Source organism: Saccharopolyspora sp. NPDC049357 (genome assembly GCF_040677225.1).
Classification (GTDB): domain Bacteria; phylum Actinomycetota; class Actinomycetes; order Mycobacteriales; family Pseudonocardiaceae; genus Saccharopolyspora.
On record NZ_JBFAQJ010000053.1, the window covers coordinates 1 to 14,876 of the forward strand.

A 14,876-nucleotide genomic window follows, 5' to 3' on the forward strand; every position below is an offset into this window, starting at 1 on the left:
AACGGCGGTCCGGTGGCGGCGCTGGCGTCGAAGGCGACGGGTTTCCCGATCGCCAAGATCGCCGCGAAGCTCGCCGTCGGCTACACCTTGGACGAGATCCAGAACGACATCACCGGCGAGACCCCGGCGTCGTTCGAGCCCACGCTGGACTACGTGGTCGTGAAGGTGCCGCGGTTCGCCTTCGAGAAGTTCCCGGGCGCTGACCAGGAGCTGACCACGACCATGAAGAGCGTCGGCGAGGCGATGGCCGTGGGCCGCAGCTTCTCCGAGGCGATGGGCAAGGCGCTGCGGTCGATGGAGACGAAGTCCGTCGGGTTCTGGACCAAGCCGGACCCCGAAGGCGCGACGCTTCAATCCACCCTGGACGAGCTGCGCACCGCGCACGACGGGCGGATCTACACCGTCGAGCGCGCGCTGCGCTTCGGCGCCACCGTCGAGCAGGTGCACGAGGCCTCGAGCATCGACCCGTGGTTCGTCGACCAGATCTCGGCGTGGGTGGAGCTGCGCCGCGAGCTCGTCGACGCCCCGGTGCTGGACGCCTCGCTGCTGCGCGTCGCCAAGCGCGCGGGCCTGTCGGACCGCCAGATCGCCGCGCTGCGGCCGGAACTGGCCGGTGAGGACGGCGTTCGCGCGCTGCGCCACCGGCTGGGCGTGCGTCCGGTGTACAAGACGGTCGACACCTGCGCCGCCGAGTTCGCCGCGAAGACGCCGTACCACTACTCGGCCTACGAGTCCGACCCGGCGGCGGAGTCGGAGGTCGCCGAGCAGCGCGAGAAGCCGAAGGTGATCATCCTCGGCTCGGGCCCGAACCGCATCGGCCAGGGCATCGAGTTCGACTACTCGTGCGTGCACGCGGCCATGGCGCTGCGCGAGGCCGGGTACGAGACGGTGATGGTCAACTGCAACCCGGAGACGGTCTCCACCGACTACGACACCTCGGACCGGCTGTACTTCGAGCCGCTGACCTTCGAGGACGTCCTGGAGGTCGTGCACTCCGAGCAGCAGTCGGGCACGGTCGCGGGCGTGATCGTGCAGCTGGGCGGCCAGACCCCGCTGGGCCTGGCGCAGCGCCTCGCGGACGCGGGCGTGCCGATCGTGGGCACCCCGCCGGAGGCGATCCACCTGGCCGAGGAGCGCGGCGCGTTCGGCGACGTGCTGGTCGCCGCAGGTCTGCCCGCCCCGCAGTACGGCACCGCGACGTCCTTCGAGGGCGCCAAGCGGATCGCCGACGACATCGGCTACCCGGTGCTGGTGCGCCCGTCCTACGTGCTCGGCGGCCGGGGCATGGAGATCGTCTACGACGAGGCGTCGCTGGCCAACTACATCGCCCGCGCCACCGAGGTGACGCCGGAGCACCCGGTGCTGGTGGACAAGTTCCTCGACGACGCGATCGAGATCGACGTCGACGCGCTGTGCGACGGCAACGAGATCTACCTCGGCGGCGTGATGGAGCACATCGAGGAGGCCGGCATCCACTCCGGCGACTCGGCGTGCGCGCTGCCGCCGATCACGTTGGGGCGTCAGGACATCGAGATGGTCCGCCGCTCCACCGAGGCGATCGCCCGCGGTGTGGGCGTGCACGGTCTGCTCAACGTGCAGTACGCGCTCAAGGACGACGTGCTCTACGTGCTGGAGGCCAACCCCCGCGCGTCGCGGACGGTTCCGTTCGTCTCCAAGGCCACGGCCGCTCCGCTGGCCAAGGCCGCCGCGCGAATCATGCTGGGCGCCAAGATCTCCGAGCTGCGCTCCGAGGGCATGCTGCCCGAAGAGGGCGACGGCGCGGACCTGCCGGTCGAGGCGCCGGTGGCGGTCAAGGAAGCGGTCCTGCCGTTCCACCGCTTCCGGACCCGCGAAGGCGTCGGCGTCGACTCGCTGCTGGGGCCGGAGATGAAGTCGACGGGCGAGGTCATGGGCATCGACACCTCGTTCGGCCAGGCGTTCGCCAAGTCGCAGGCCGGTGCCTACGGTTCCCTGCCGACGTCGGGCAAGGTGTTCGTCTCGGTGGCCAACCGGGACAAGCGCTCGCTGGTGTTCCCGGTCAAGCGGCTGGCCGATCTCGGGTTCGAGATCCTGGCGACGGAGGGCACTGCCGAGGTGTTGCGGCGCAACGGCATCACCTCCACCGTGGTCGCCAAGCACACCGAGTCGGTCGAGGGCGATCGCGATGTCGTCGACCTGATCAAGGCGGGTGAGGTCGACATGATCATCAACACCCCGTACGGCAACCCGGGTCCGCGGGTCGACGGCTACGAGATCCGCACGGCCGCGGTGTCCCGCGACGTCCCCTGCATCACGACGGTGCAGGGCGCTGCGGCCGCGGTGCAGGGCATCGAGGCCGCGATCCAGGGCAACATCGGCGTCCGCCCGCTGCAGGCGCTGCAGGCCGCGCTGCGGCAGGGGCGGTGAGCGGCGATGCCTGATGCTCCGCTGCGCGCCGGCTTCGGCGCCCGGCTCACCAATGCGGTGAGCCGGCGCGGGCCGCTGTGCGTGGGCATCGATCCGCATCCGTCGCTGCTGCACGCGTGGCAGCTGGGGGAGAGCCCCCAGGCCCTGGAGCGGTTCGCGATGACCGTGGTGGAGGCGCTGGCCGACCGGGTGGCGCTGCTCAAGCCGCAGTCGGCGTTCTTCGAGGTCTACGGGTCGGCAGGCGTGGCCGTGCTGGAGAAGGTGATCGCGGAGTCGCAGCAGGCCGGTGCGCTGGTGCTGCTGGACGTCAAGCGCGGCGACATCGGCTCGACGATGACGGCCTACGCGATGGCCTACCTCGACGAGCGCGCCCCGCTGGCGGTCGACGCCATCACGGTCTCGCCGTACCTCGGCTACGGCTCGCTGGCCCCGGCCATCGGCATGGCCGAGCAGAACGGCAGGGGCGTGTTCGTGCTGGCCCGCACCTCCAACCCGGAGGGCGTGGGCCTGCAGCAGGCGGTCCACGGCAGCGGCGACACCGTCGGCCAGTACATCGTGGACTCCGCGGCGGAGACCAACCTGGGCAAGGAACCGATGGGTCACGTGGGGGTGGTGGCGGGCGCCACCATTCCCGCGGGGGAGCTGGACTTCTCCGACCTCAACGGCCCCATCCTCGCCCCGGGCCTCGGTGCTCAGGGCGCCACCGTCCGGGACCTCAAGGCGGTCTTCGGCCGGGCCCTGCCGCACGTCCTCCCGACCACGTCGAGGGACGTGCTCCGCCACGGCCCCGAGGTGAACTCGCTGCGAGACACCCACGCCCGCCTCGCGGACGAGATCGACCACCAGCTCAACGACTGATCCGATCGCAACACCCGTCCCCGGCACGACGCTCTCGTGCCGGGGACGGGTGTTCTGCGTCGGATTCCCGTTACATCGTCGATCCCGGACGCGCCGACCGCCGGTAGCCCCAGGACCCGCTTCCGCCGACCTTCGTGGTGCGCTGGTCGGCTTCGCGCGGCCGGGCCGTTCGAATTTCGCGCGAAGTTTGAATGAACTGCTCCGTTCGGGTGACCGTTGCCGGGTGCTGTTCGGTGGATGCTCCGAACGCCCCCGTCGCTGCTGGAATCGCCTGAGCAGCGGGGATTCCTCCGTTGATCACTGGTGTCCGGCCGGCTCGTTGGAGGGGTGGAAGCTGGTGATCACGGGGTGATCTTCACCCGTTAGGGTCGCTGTGTTGAGGGGTTCGGAGGGTTGGCTCGATGACCGACGATGCTCCGCTGCTGGGCGCGCGGTACCGGTTGGGGTCTCGTCTCGGCGGCGGTGGGATGGCCGACGTGCACCGGGCGATGGACACCCGCCTGCAGCGGTTGGTCGCGGCCAAGGTCTTCCGCTCGGCGACCGATGAGCTGGGGCGCAAGCGCTTCGCGGAGGAAGCGCGAATCCTGGCGGGACTGAGTCACCCGGGTCTGGTGACGGTGCACGACTTCAGCGCCGACGAGGACGAGCTGTTCCTGATCATGGAGTTGATCGAGGGCGGCACGCTGGCCGACGCCACCGAGGCCGGGCCGATGCCCCCCGAGGACGTCGCCGACATCGGCGGCAAGCTCGCGGACGTGCTGGCCCACGTGCACGGCAACGACGTCGTGCACCGCGACGTCAAACCCACCAACGTGCTCATCGGCAACGACGGCCGCGCCTACCTGGCCGACTTCGGCGTGTCTCGGCTCGCTGACGCGGCGGGTCGGTTGACCGACTCGCGCATGGTCGTCGGCACCACGACCTACATGGCTCCGGAGCAGGTTTCCGGTGGTGACGTGGGGTTTCCGGCCGACGTGTACGCGCTGGGCCTGGTCCTGCTGGAGTGCGTGACGGGCCGCGTGGAGTACCCGGGCGGGCCGGACGCCGCGGTGGCGCGGCTGGTCCGACCGCCGCAGATCCCGTTCGGCATCCCCGCCCGCCTGCGACGCGGTCTGCTGGCGATGCTCGCCACCGACCCGGCGCGCCGCATCACCGCCGAGCAGGCCGGTGACCTGCTCAACGGCCGCACCACGGAGGTCATCGCCCCGGTCCCGCCGCCGCTTCCGGCACCGCCACCGCGCGTCCCGCAGCAGCGAGCACATCGCCCGCCGACGCAGTCGATGCCGATCCGGCCGCAACCCTCGCGCCCACCGGTCGCGCCGATCGCGGCCGGACTGCTGCTGGTGGTGACCCTGGCCGCGCTCATCGTCGCCCTATGGCCCGACAGGTCCGAAACACCCGGATTACCACCGGTTTCCGGAAGTCCGGGCGTGGATCGGTTGCCCGTGGACCTGGAGAACCTGGAGAGGCTGGTGCGCGGATGAACCGGTTGCTGCCCGTTCTGCTCCTGGTCGGGTTCGTGCTGGTCGGCTGCGGTGACGACCCGCACGTGCGGGCGCGGTTGAGCGCCCGCGTCGCCGAGGTGAAGGCCGCGGCCCTGGCGCAGAACCGCCTCGACACCGAGACCGCGCTGGCTGCCCTGCATCGCGAGATCGCCGAGGCGGTCGCCGACGGCGCGCTGGACTCCGACAGCGCCGGATCCATCATGGCCGCCGCCGACCGGGTCGCCGAGGACGTGCGCGCGATCCCGGCACCCAACACGGTCCCGGTGACCGTGACGGTGAACCCACCGGAACCCCGCAGCGAGGACAAGAAGTCCCGAGGCGGCAACGGCTAACCACCCCCACCGGAGTCCTCAACCCCCGGATTACCGCAGTTTTCGGGGACCGGAATACGGCGGTTTTCGGGTACCTGATTACGGCGGTATTCCGGCGGACGGGGACGGGGACGGGGACGGGGACGGGCGCGAGGGTGGGTCACCAGCGCAGCGCCCAGGGCGTCACGTCCGCCAGGGGATCAGCGGGAAGTCGCGCCGGACGCACGTATTCGACCCGCACCACCGGGCCCGGTGAGGGCAGCATCTGGCGGTGGACGAAGGCGGGCAGCAGCGTGGCCGGATCTACGAAGTAGGTCAGGTCCGCTCCGGCCCCGGTGTCGTCGGCGGGTTGGAACGGGTACGTCCTCGGGTCCACGCCCGCGTCGTGCAGCGCGAACAGCAGGTGCTGCATGTCCCACGCGGTGCCGTCGTGCTCGGTGGGACGCGCCCGCACGGGAATCCGCAGGTAGCGCTTGCCGCCGACGTCGACCGGAGTGGGCGGCAGCGGGGTGAGGAACCGGTGCTCGCCGCGCAGCGACTCCACCACCGCGTCGGCCTGCGCGTCCGACAGGCCCCCGGGAATGATCCCGTCGCCGAGCAGCGGACGCGTGCTGACCTGGCACAACGAGCTCGGCTCCGGTCCGTCCCACGTCTTGCGCGAGGGCAGGTAGCCGTGGCGGAGGCCGTCGACGCACCGGGTCCGCACGACGCTCTCGCCGCGCCAGTGCTCGATGCTCGTCCCGACGTGGTGCCCCGACCGGTGGTCGAAGATCTCGTCGCTGACCCGCACCATCCTCCGCGCCACGGCGGCCTCGGGCGTGTCGAAGCGTTCGCGGCGGGTGTGCACGACGGGTTGGGTGGCTTGCCGCCGGTAGACCTCCCAGAACAGCTCCTCGGGCCTCTCCGGCGCTTCGGTCGCGCAGCCGGCCAGCAGCGCCCACAGCATCAGGCAGGTCATCAGTCGCACAGCGCTTCCACCACGTCGCGGGCCTCGGCGCGGAACGCCTGGTCGAGGAAGTAGAGCTTGTCGGCGACGTCGGTGAGCTGGCTGCGCGCGACCACGACCTCCACGCCGTCCTGGGCGATGGAGATCTCGTCCCGCACCAGCAGCGTCACCACGACCTCGCCGCGGCGCTCGCAAGCCGGAATTCGCCAACTGGCGCACATGTTCTGGTCCCTCCACAGTGGAAACAGTGACGGGATCGAATGTCCGCGCGTGACGGTCGGGCACGCAACATCACGTTCCGGGGACCGCAGCGACGTGACCTCGGGGCACACCCGGGGCGGCGCGATCAGCGGGAACGATCGGATGCGATCGGTGATCGGCAAAAGGCACGGCGGACTTGCCGGAGAATTGCCGCGGAATGGGACAGGAAAAGAACGCATCCCTCTTCCCGCTCTCATTTTACAGCGGGCAGGGGGACTTGCGGCAAGACCCCGGGTATGCCGCACAATCCTCCGCCTGGGCCGAGACCAGCGAAAACGCGGTGCCCGGCTGGGGGAATCGATCAATTGCGAGGAACACGTGTCCCAGCACGAACAAGAGCTGACGTCCGAGCGCGCCTACGTCGCGGGGCTCTACGAACAGCTCGACGCCGAACGCGCGCGCGTCGAGACCCGCTACGCGGACGCGCTGCGGGGGACCGGCGCGTCCGCGATGGAACGCGACGTGGAGGTCCGGGCGCAGGCCAGGGAGCTCGAACGACTGGGTGTGGCCGACCAGGGCCTGTGCTTCGGCCGGCTCGAACCGGTCGACGGTGAGCGCCGCTACATCGGCAGGATCGGGCTGTTCGACTCCGACGACGACTACCGGCCGCTGCTGCTGGACTGGCGTGCCCCGGCGGCACGTCCGTTCTACATCGCCACCGCGGCCAGCCCGGAGAACATGCGCCGACGCCGCCAGTTCCACACCCGAGGCCGCCAGGTCACCGACTTCACCGACGAGGTCCTCGGACGACCGGACGGGGAGTCCGGCGGTGACGCGGCGCTGCTCGCCGCGGTCAACGCTCCGCGCGGGGAGGGGATGCGCGACATCGTCGCCACCATCCAGGCCGAGCAGGACCGCATCATCCGACTCGACCACGCGGGTGTGCTGGTCATCGAGGGTGGTCCGGGAACCGGCAAGACCGTCGTGGCGCTGCACCGCGTCGCCTACCTGCTCTACACCCAGCGCGAGCGGATGGAGCGCAGCGGCGTGCTGGTCGTCGGCCCGAACCCGGCGTTCCTCACCCACATCGGCCGCGTCCTGCCGTCGCTGGGGGAGTCCGACGTCGTGTTCGCCACCACCGGAGACCTGGTTCCCGGCCTGCACGTCACGGCCGAGGACGCGCCGGACGTCGCGCAGCTCAAGGGCTCGCTGAAGATCCTCGACGTGCTGAAGGCCGCGGTCGCCGACCGCCAGCGGTTGCCCGAGCAGCCGCTGCACATCGAGCTGGAGGACGTGACGGTCCGCATCGACGCCGCGACCGCCGAGTGGGCGCGCGAGGAGGCCCGCGACAGCGGCCTGCCGCACAACGAGGCCCGCGCGGTGTTCACCGACATCGTCACCTACGTGCTCACCGAACGCGCCATCGGCCGCATCGGAAAGGGCTGGTTGACCAGGGACAACGAGGAGGTCTGGGAGAACCTGCGGGCCGATCTGCTCAGCGAGCTGGGCGAGCACCCGGCCTTCACCGAGGCCCTCGACGAGCTGTGGCCGATCCTCACCCCGCAGCAGCTCCTGGCCGACCTGTACTCATCGGCGGAGCGGTTGCGGGCTGTGGGCGCGGAGCCGCTGCACCGCGCTGATGGCCAGGCGTGGACGGTTTCCGACGTTCCGCTGCTCGACGAGCTCGTCGACCTGCTGGGCGTCGTGAAGACGTCCGACCCGGTGGCCTCGGAGCGAGCGGCCGAGGCCGAGTACGCCGCCGGAGTCCTGGAGATCATGCAGACCGAGCGGCACGACATGATGGACGACGAGGACCACCTGCTCGCCCAGGACCTGCTGCACGCGGAGGACCTGGCGGAGCGATTCGTCGAGCACGACACCCGCGACCTGGCCGAACGCGCCGCGGCCGACCGGGACTGGACCTACCGGCACGTCGTCGTCGACGAGGCGCAAGAACTGTCCGAAATGGACTGGCGGGTCCTGATGCGCCGATGCCCGAGCCGCTCGTTCACGGTCGTCGGAGACCTGGCGCAACGCCGCTCAGCGGCGGGCGCAGGCGCGTGGGGTGCGATGCTGGACCGCTACGTCCCCGGCCGCTGGGCGTACCGCGAGCTCACGGTCAACTACCGCACTCCGGCGGAGATCATGCAGGTCGCAGCGTCGCTGCTGGCCGACTTCGCCCCCGACGTGGTGCCCCCGGAGTCGGTCCGCTCCTGCGGAGTCGCGCCCTGGCACCGCCAGGTCACGGCATCCGAGATGGCCGCAGCCGTGGAGGAGTTCACCCGGGACGAAGCGCAACGCGAAGGAACCAGCGTCGTCATCGGACCTCCCGGCATCCCCGGCGCGGTGTCCCCGGCGGACACCAAGGGTCTCGAGTTCGACGCGGTCCTGGTGGTCGAACCCGCCCGGATCCTCGCCGAAAGCCCCCGAGGCGGCGCCGAACTCTACGTGGCCCTCACCCGAGCGACCCAACGCCTGGGAATTTTGCACCAAGACCCCCTCCCCGAGGCCCTCGCCGGACTCACCGCCTCACACCCCGCGCAGCTGGCGTGACCGGATTTCAGTGGAAGTCGGGACCCTGATTTCAGTGGAAGTCGGGACCCTGATTTCCACTGAAACCGGGTTCCCGATTTCCACTGAGATCCGAAACCACGAGGTGAGGTCAGTCCGTGATGCGTTCGCGGAGGAGCTCGACGCCGGGGCCTTCGAGGTCGATGAGGGCGACGGGGCGGCCGGTGATGGCCAGGGTGAGGGCCTCGGACGGGCCGTGGATCTCGGTGCCTTCGCCCCAGGTCCAGTCCTGGTCGGTGGCGATGAATCGGAGGCCGTTGAGGCGGCTGGCGGGTAGGAAGGCGCGGGCGCCCGGCTTCGAGACGAGGAAGTCCAGCGCCGGTCGCCACGAGCTCGGTGGCGGGTTGACGTCGAGACCGAGCGGCCGGGCGGCGTCGCGCAGGTGGATGCACGTGTCGGTCATCGGACCGAAGGGCCCGACGAACGGCACGTTCATGTGCCGACCGGCCAGCCGGCGCAGACCGGCCACGAGCTCGTCCGTGGGACGTCGGGCCCATTCGCGGGTCTGCTCGTCGACGTACCGGTCGAGATCGCCGCGGTAGCGAATGACCGTGCGCAGCACGCGAAACCAGCTGAACCGGGTTTCGAGGGGAGCGAGCAGGTGCGCCGCCACCTCTCGCACGGTCCACCCCGCGCACAGGCTCGGCGTCGCCCACTGCTCCGGCGTCAACGATGCGAACATGTCGGCTGCCAGCCGACGATTCTCCTCCGAGATCCGGAAGAGCTCTTCGAAATCCCTGGTCACCACAGAACCCTACGACACCCACCGACACCCAACCCCGTCTTCTCCAACTTCCCCAACCCCACCAGGGACAAAGCCGCAGTCCCCCAACCGCAGTCAACGCCCCAACCACGTCCGTCGGGCACTGCCGGTCGATCGGTGCAACTGGTCCGGACACTCCCACTGTCTCGCCGCCCGGGGTTGGGTTTCCGGATTTCAGTGGAAATCCGTGGTCGGGTTTCAGTGGAAATCGGAACCCGGATTTCCACTGAAATCCGGGAAGCCGGGTGACCACCACGCGTCTGGACGCTCCCGTCCGGGGTCGGGACCCGGAATACCCTGGTAATCAGGGACCAGGTGACGCACGTGATCCGGGTTTCGACGCCCTTCGTCGATGCGCCGACCCGCGTCGCCGTCGGTCCGCGCCCTCAGCCAGAGGTCCTGCGATTCTGGGGCTCGCAGGACCAGGCACGCCCACAGCCGCGCGCCTACGCTGTCCGAGAAGCTGACCCTGCTCGCCACGACCTCGGTCACGCGCGACTCCTCCGAGCGCGCGCTCTGATCTCCTGACCGGAGCTTCCGAACGATGGGGAGGACCACATGCCGCAGACGATCGCGATCACCGGTGCTACCGATGGGCTCGGCCGGGCCTTGGCCCTGCGTCTGGCGAGCGGGGACGTCCGGCTCGTGCTGCACGGCCGTGACGCCGGCAAGGTCGAGGAGGTAGCAGCCGAGGTGCGGGCGGCGGGTGGTGCCGCACCTGTCACCGCGACCGCCGACCTGGCCGAGCTCGCCCAGGTGTCGAAGATGGCCGACACCATCGGCAGCAGCGTCGACAGGCTCGACGTGCTGGTCAACAACGCGGGCATCGGATCGGGCGAGCCGGACGGGCGCGACCGCCGGACCAGCGAGGACGGTCACGAGCTGCGCTTCGCCGTGAACTACCTGGCCACCTTCGCGCTCACCGAGAACCTGCTGCCGCTCCTGCGCTCCTCGTCGGAGGAGGGACGTGCCGCTCGCGTGGTGCACGTGGCGTCGCTGGCGCAGGACCCGCTCGACTTCGACGACCTCATGCTCGAACGCGACTACTCGGGCTCCCGCGCCTACGGACAGAGCAAGCTCGCGCAGATCATGCACAGCTTCGACCTCGCCGAGCGGTTCGCGCCCACCGAGCTGGCCGCGACCTGCCTGCATCCGGCCACCTTCATGCCGACCAAGATCGTCTTGTCGGAGGTCGGCAGGAGTTCGGACTCGTTGGAAACCGGGGTGGAGGCGACGCGCAGGCTCGCGGTGGACGAGTCGCTCGAAGGTGTCACCGGCCAGTTCTTCGACCGCCTCCGTCCCGCTCGGGCTCACGCCCAGGCCTACGACGCCGAGGCCAGAGCCACGCTGCGCGCCCGCACCCTCGCTCTCGTCTAGCGCCGGAGGCTGTTCTGGTCCGAACTGACCGGGCAAAAAAGACATCGATCATGAACGGCCCGAGGTGGCCGCTCAGAGTCGTCGACGAGATCCCGGCGGCTAGCGGCGGATGATCTTGATGATGATCTGCCCGACGATGAACCAGATCAACGCGGCCAGCGCGTAGTTGAGCACGACGCCGAGCAGCGCATCATCCGGGGTGAAGACGTCACCGAGCCCCAGCACGAAGGTCTGCGCGAGGGTGTAGATGAACGACACGAAGCCGTTGCCCTGGTTCGCGTCGAGCACCACGAACAGCACGTGCAACGCGAACACCAGCACCACGATCGACACCACGATCCGCACGATCCGCGCAATGGTGTCCCCGACCTGCCCCGGACGCCGAGGAGGGCGTCGGTCGCCGTAGTCGTCCCCGTACGGGTACCGCCCGGGGTCGTTCCGGTCGTAGGGATCGTGTGGCTGGTAACTCATGGTGCGGATTGTGTCACGCCCCGCACGCAGAACAAGTCGAGCGATCAGGTGTGTTCTCGAGGGAGTTGACGCCCTCACCTCGCTGGACGCGTCCCGCAGCGCCTCTTGACCATGCCCCGAGGGCACGCCCTTGACTGGCGAAGGGGATGGTTCGACGACGAGAGGCACCCGAATGGTCAACAAGCTCAAGAGGCGCTGGCAGCTCGCCAAGGTCAGATCCGGCGACGGGAGCCCGCTTCGCGATTACCGGCTCTGGCAGCTCTTCTCCCGCTCCCTGTTCTTCCTCGAACTCGCCGACCACGACGGGATCAGCCACTCCTACGCTGTCGACGTCCGGTATCTCGCCGATGCGAAGACGAGGAAGCAGCACGACGACGGGGAAGGCAATGCCCCTGCCGCGCTGTACCGGAACGGCGTGCAGGTGTCGCGCTCCAACGTGCCGACGGCGTTCCCAGTGCCCGGCGGCGTCATCGAGGTCGCCACCACCGGGTTCGGGTTGAAACGCATGCACTTCGTCTCCGAAGCCGGCGAGGAACGAGCACTGCGCCCGCACCGCCGTTCCCAAGAAGGCCTCCGCGCGAGGTTCGGGCAGCGCTTCCCCCGCGCCAGCGCGGTCATCGGTGCAGCAGCGGTGGTCATCCTCGTCGTGGCGCTCGCGGTGAACCTCCTCCACGGCGCCGAGGTCCTCACCCACAGCCCGGTCATCGCCGAGAAGGTCGGCACGTTCACCTCACCGATCCACCTTCCCACCTGGGCGAACGCCACGTTGATCACCGCAGGAGCCCTCGCAGCCCTCGAACGCGCCACGAGACTCCGCCACAACCGCTTCCTCGACGCAGTGACGTCCTGACCCCGCGCGTGCGGGCTACCACTCGAAGCGCTCGGGGTGCTGAGAACGAGAAGTGCCGGAATTCTTCTCGGCGGCTGTGATATTGCAGGTGCATGATGGTTCGCGCGTGGATGGCTGCTTGGGAGATGGAGTGCTGCGGCACACCGTTCCGCGTGGGCGACACGGTGACTTGGCCGCTTCTCGACCTGGACACCGAGGGCCTCGCTTTCGTGCAGGAGCGGCTCGGGGAGGACGCAGGCGCTCCGATCACGCACAGCGCGATCTTTCACGGCAAGCGCGTAGTGGACGTCCCCAAGGCTTCCGGTGTCGTGACCGGGATCCACGCGCTCTACAGCCGCTTCGAACGAACCTCGGCGCGCGAGAGACGCCCGGTCCCGCATTCCGGCCGACTCGTGTGGCTCCACGACTCCGATGCTCACGACGACATCACCGCGGACGAAGACGAGGGCATCACAGCCTACGTCGTCGACCTCGACGTCCAGGAGCAAAAGCGGAACGAGGAGGCCCGCCGGTGATGCCGTCGTCCCGCAGCCAACCGGACTGGCTGGCGCTGGCTGCGCAGCCTGATCGCAATGCACCGCACTCTGCGTTCGTGACGAGGACTCGTGGAGGAGATGGCTTCATGACCACATCATCACAGCCGTAGCTGCCCGCATGTGGGCTCTGCGGAGGGCAACAAATCGGTGGACTCCGGCTCGCCGGGCAGCATGTCGGACTGCATCCGCACGCGAAGCCAGAGAACTTCTACTGGTGCTGGCATGCACGTGTTGTTTTTGCTCGCGATCAGAACGAACTGGTCGATGCGTCCAGAGGAAGAGATGCGCGGCGACCAGCAGCGACGGCCTGCTGGGTTGCTGCTTCGGCTGCCTTTTTAACCCTCGCGGGGTTATCGCCAAGTCCGGGCGGATGGCGTTCGAGTGATAAAGAGCATTCTTGCGGGAATCGTCACGCAGAGCGCGCGGTGGCGGGTACGGTGTGCGACGGCTTGCTGACGGACTTCTGTCTCTGGGGGACACCAAGTTGCCGGACTTTTCGGTAGACATCGGCGGTCTGGATGCCTTGAGCAAGAACCTGGATCGATCGATCGAGAACATCGACGGCGCGACCAAGCGCGTGAAGGACATGGGGTCGGGCTCTCTCGGGCCAGAGGACCTCAACGAGGCGTGCTCCGACTTCCGAGCGGACTGGGAAGAGGGGCTGGACAAGCTTCGCGGCGCTGTCGAACAGATCAAGGGCGCCCTCGATGCGTCCAAGCAGACCTACGCCGAGCTGGACAGCTCGATCGCTGCGAGTTTGCGGAAGATGTCTGGGGACGTAGCGGCTGGTGCCGCTGAGAAGTCCCAGAGCAGTGGCGCTGGGGGTGCTCGATGAGCGGAGGAACGTACCCCTCTCTGGGATTTGACCCGGCGCGCGGCGATGTTGCGGGGGTGAGGTCAGTTGCCAAGCAGCTGGGAGACACCGCGACCTACTCCCGTGAAGCCCATGAAGTCCTGATGTCGGTGAAGAATCAGAAGGACGTTTGGCAAGGTGAAGCGGCAAAGGCTTTCGCAGATGGTCTCGGCGAGCTTCCCAAATACCTGGACGATGCGCATACGTCCCTCAGGGACGCAGGTAAGGCGTTGTCGACCTGGGGTGACCGCCTGCAGGAGCACCAGCGGGAAGCTGCGCGGTTAGAGGAACAGGCACGCCGGGCGTTGCAGGACTACGAGGCTAAGACCAAGGCTGCTGAGGGTGCGCGCAACGCGGCGCAGCAGAACGCCGACAACCCAGAAATGCGGGATGCCGCAACCCAGAAGATCAACGCGGCGAATGACGCTTGGGATGAAGTCGAGGCGATCCGGCGCAAGGCAGCTGACCTTCAAGACACGTGGGAAGAGGACGCACGATCCTGTGCCGAAAAACTGAACGAAGCGGCAGAAAAGGCGCCGAACAAAGCGTTTTTCGAGTCTTTCGGAGAGTTGTTCGATGACGCGGGAAAGTGGTTCAAGGACCACTTGGGTGACATCGGTGATATCGCAGGGATCGTTTCCGCTGTTGCTGGAGCATTGGCATTCATCCCTGTGCTTGCGCCGGTGGCGGGCCCAGTGGCTCTGATTGCAGGTGGTGTCGCCCTCGCCGCTCACGGTGCCGATATGGCCGTCAACGGGAAGTTTGACGATCCGAATGCTTGGGTTTCGGTTGGCGGTGACGTGTTGGGACTGGTTCCGGGGGTTGGAGCGATATCCAAGGGGTTCAACGCAGCTAGCGACGTCGTTGCGGGTGCGGACCGCATGGTTGACGTAACCCGAGCTACCGGAGCTGCAGGAATGCTCGACACGGCGGGTGAGGCCGCGGTGAAGGGTGGTCGTGCCTTCGCCGACGAGGCTGCGCAAGCAGCTCAGGAACCAGCGAGGGCATTCACCCAGGTTGCGGAGAAGGCGCTCGGGCCGACAGCTTCGGACGGCCTTCAACAATCCGTCGCGAAGGCCGTCCAGGGCGGGACTGCTGTTGGTCTCCAGGTTCCGTCAGGAGCGGGACTGGTCGGTAATGATCAGAACACTACGGATGCGAAGAACGCCGGCGGTGTTGCGAGCGGCATCCTCAGCGGTATCGCCGTCAGGTAAAGGTATCAATCGTG

Annotated in this window: 15 protein-coding genes; 10 read left to right on the top strand and 5 right to left on the bottom strand. The window is 68.6% G+C overall.

Going from position 1 to position 14,876, the window contains the following annotated elements; all coding sequences use genetic code 11:
* The 4 genes from carB to AB0J91_RS29600 all read left to right on the top strand — a co-directional run.
* On the top strand, window positions 1-2,406 hold a 2,406-nt coding region (gene carB, locus AB0J91_RS29585), incomplete at its 5' end, for a carbamoyl-phosphate synthase large subunit (RefSeq protein ID WP_363875404.1).
* Window positions 2,407-2,412: 6 nt separating this feature from the next.
* The gene (gene pyrF, locus AB0J91_RS29590; protein WP_363875407.1) at window positions 2,413-3,264 is read left to right on the top strand and encodes an orotidine-5'-phosphate decarboxylase; all 852 of its coding nucleotides are present in this window, start codon (window positions 2,413-2,415) and stop codon (window positions 3,262-3,264) included.
* A gap of 401 nt (window positions 3,265-3,665) precedes the next feature.
* Window positions 3,666-4,748, top strand: a complete 1,083-nt coding sequence (locus tag AB0J91_RS29595; RefSeq protein WP_363875410.1) for a serine/threonine-protein kinase — start codon at window positions 3,666-3,668, stop codon at window positions 4,746-4,748.
* A complete protein-coding gene (locus AB0J91_RS29600; protein WP_363875413.1) occupies window positions 4,745-5,101 on the top strand; it encodes a hypothetical protein in 357 nt (118 codons plus the stop codon). The genes AB0J91_RS29595 and AB0J91_RS29600 overlap by 4 nt, the downstream gene beginning before the upstream one ends.
* 139 nt (window positions 5,102-5,240) lie before the next feature.
* Here the strand turns inward: AB0J91_RS29600 and AB0J91_RS29605 are convergent, their stop codons facing one another.
* Entirely contained in the window at window positions 5,241-6,047 is an 807-nt protein-coding gene (locus AB0J91_RS29605; RefSeq protein WP_363875416.1) for a hypothetical protein, read from the bottom strand.
* Window positions 6,038-6,247: a hypothetical protein gene (locus AB0J91_RS29610; protein ID WP_363875419.1), complete on the bottom strand. Its 210-nt coding sequence runs from the start codon at window positions 6,245-6,247 to the stop codon at window positions 6,038-6,040. The genes AB0J91_RS29605 and AB0J91_RS29610 overlap by 10 nt, the downstream gene beginning before the upstream one ends.
* 358 nt (window positions 6,248-6,605) lie before the next feature.
* On the opposite strand from AB0J91_RS29610, the gene helR reads away from it, so the two are divergent.
* Window positions 6,606-8,780: an RNA polymerase recycling motor ATPase HelR gene (gene helR, locus AB0J91_RS29615; RefSeq protein ID WP_363875422.1), complete on the top strand. Its 2,175-nt coding sequence runs from the start codon at window positions 6,606-6,608 to the stop codon at window positions 8,778-8,780.
* 109 nt (window positions 8,781-8,889) lie between these two features.
* On the opposite strand, the gene AB0J91_RS29620 is transcribed toward helR, so the two are convergent.
* Both AB0J91_RS29620 and AB0J91_RS29625 read right to left on the bottom strand, forming a co-directional pair.
* Complete coding sequence (locus AB0J91_RS29620; RefSeq protein WP_363875425.1) at window positions 8,890-9,543, bottom strand: maleylpyruvate isomerase family mycothiol-dependent enzyme; 654 nt, start codon at window positions 9,541-9,543, stop codon at window positions 8,890-8,892.
* A gap of 216 nt (window positions 9,544-9,759) precedes the next feature.
* A complete protein-coding gene (locus AB0J91_RS29625; protein ID WP_363875427.1) occupies window positions 9,760-10,053 on the bottom strand; it encodes a hypothetical protein in 294 nt (97 codons plus the stop codon).
* A gap of 66 nt (window positions 10,054-10,119) precedes the next feature.
* Between AB0J91_RS29625 and AB0J91_RS29630 the strand changes: the two genes are divergently transcribed.
* Window positions 10,120-10,938 (top strand): SDR family NAD(P)-dependent oxidoreductase, encoded by an 819-nt coding sequence (locus AB0J91_RS29630; RefSeq protein ID WP_363875430.1) that lies wholly within the window; start codon window positions 10,120-10,122, stop codon window positions 10,936-10,938.
* Between the two features lie 99 nt (window positions 10,939-11,037).
* Here the strand turns inward: AB0J91_RS29630 and AB0J91_RS29635 are convergent, their stop codons facing one another.
* Window positions 11,038-11,409, bottom strand: a complete 372-nt coding sequence (locus AB0J91_RS29635; RefSeq protein ID WP_235875311.1) for a hypothetical protein — start codon at window positions 11,407-11,409, stop codon at window positions 11,038-11,040.
* 172 nt (window positions 11,410-11,581) lie between these two features.
* Here AB0J91_RS29635 and AB0J91_RS29640 point away from each other — a divergent pair, with 172 nt between their 5' ends.
* The 4 genes from AB0J91_RS29640 (at window position 11,582) to AB0J91_RS29655 (ending at window position 14,862) form a co-directional block, all read left to right on the top strand.
* A complete protein-coding gene (locus tag AB0J91_RS29640) occupies window positions 11,582-12,259 on the top strand; it encodes a hypothetical protein (protein ID WP_363875433.1) in 678 nt (225 codons plus the stop codon).
* A 95-nt stretch (window positions 12,260-12,354) separates the two neighbouring features.
* Window positions 12,355-12,774 carry a DUF6578 domain-containing protein gene (locus AB0J91_RS29645; protein ID WP_363875437.1) on the top strand — a complete coding sequence of 140 codons (420 nt, stop codon included), beginning with the start codon at window positions 12,355-12,357 and terminating at the stop codon, window positions 12,772-12,774.
* A 544-nt stretch (window positions 12,775-13,318) separates the two neighbouring features.
* Window positions 13,319-13,630: a hypothetical protein gene (locus AB0J91_RS29650; protein WP_363875440.1), complete on the top strand. Its 312-nt coding sequence runs from the start codon at window positions 13,319-13,321 to the stop codon at window positions 13,628-13,630.
* On the top strand, window positions 13,627-14,862 hold the full coding sequence (locus tag AB0J91_RS29655; protein WP_363875443.1) for a hypothetical protein: 1,236 nt from the start codon (window positions 13,627-13,629) through the stop codon (window positions 14,860-14,862). The genes AB0J91_RS29650 and AB0J91_RS29655 overlap by 4 nt, the downstream gene beginning before the upstream one ends.
* The last annotated feature ends 14 nt before the right edge of the window (window positions 14,863-14,876 follow it).

Excerpts from the sequence above, each read along its gene's own strand:
- AB0J91_RS29610 (WP_363875419.1), bottom strand. The coding sequence starts at position 6,247 with ATGTGCGCCAGTTGGCGAATTCCGGCTTGCGAGCGCCGCGGCGAGGTC.
- AB0J91_RS29655 (WP_363875443.1), top strand. The coding sequence starts at position 13,627 with ATGAGCGGAGGAACGTACCCCTCTCTGGGATTTGACCCGGCGCGCGGC.
- AB0J91_RS29630 (WP_363875430.1), top strand. The coding sequence starts at position 10,120 with ATGCCGCAGACGATCGCGATCACCGGTGCTACCGATGGGCTCGGCCGG.
- AB0J91_RS29635 (WP_235875311.1), bottom strand. The coding sequence starts at position 11,409 with ATGAGTTACCAGCCACACGATCCCTACGACCGGAACGACCCCGGGCGG.
- AB0J91_RS29645 (WP_363875437.1), top strand. The coding sequence starts at position 12,355 with ATGGTTCGCGCGTGGATGGCTGCTTGGGAGATGGAGTGCTGCGGCACA.
- pyrF (WP_363875407.1), top strand. The coding sequence starts at position 2,413 with ATGCCTGATGCTCCGCTGCGCGCCGGCTTCGGCGCCCGGCTCACCAAT.
- AB0J91_RS29600 (WP_363875413.1), top strand. The coding sequence starts at position 4,745 with ATGAACCGGTTGCTGCCCGTTCTGCTCCTGGTCGGGTTCGTGCTGGTC.
- AB0J91_RS29595 (WP_363875410.1), top strand. The coding sequence starts at position 3,666 with ATGACCGACGATGCTCCGCTGCTGGGCGCGCGGTACCGGTTGGGGTCT.
- AB0J91_RS29640 (WP_363875433.1), top strand. The coding sequence starts at position 11,582 with ATGGTCAACAAGCTCAAGAGGCGCTGGCAGCTCGCCAAGGTCAGATCC.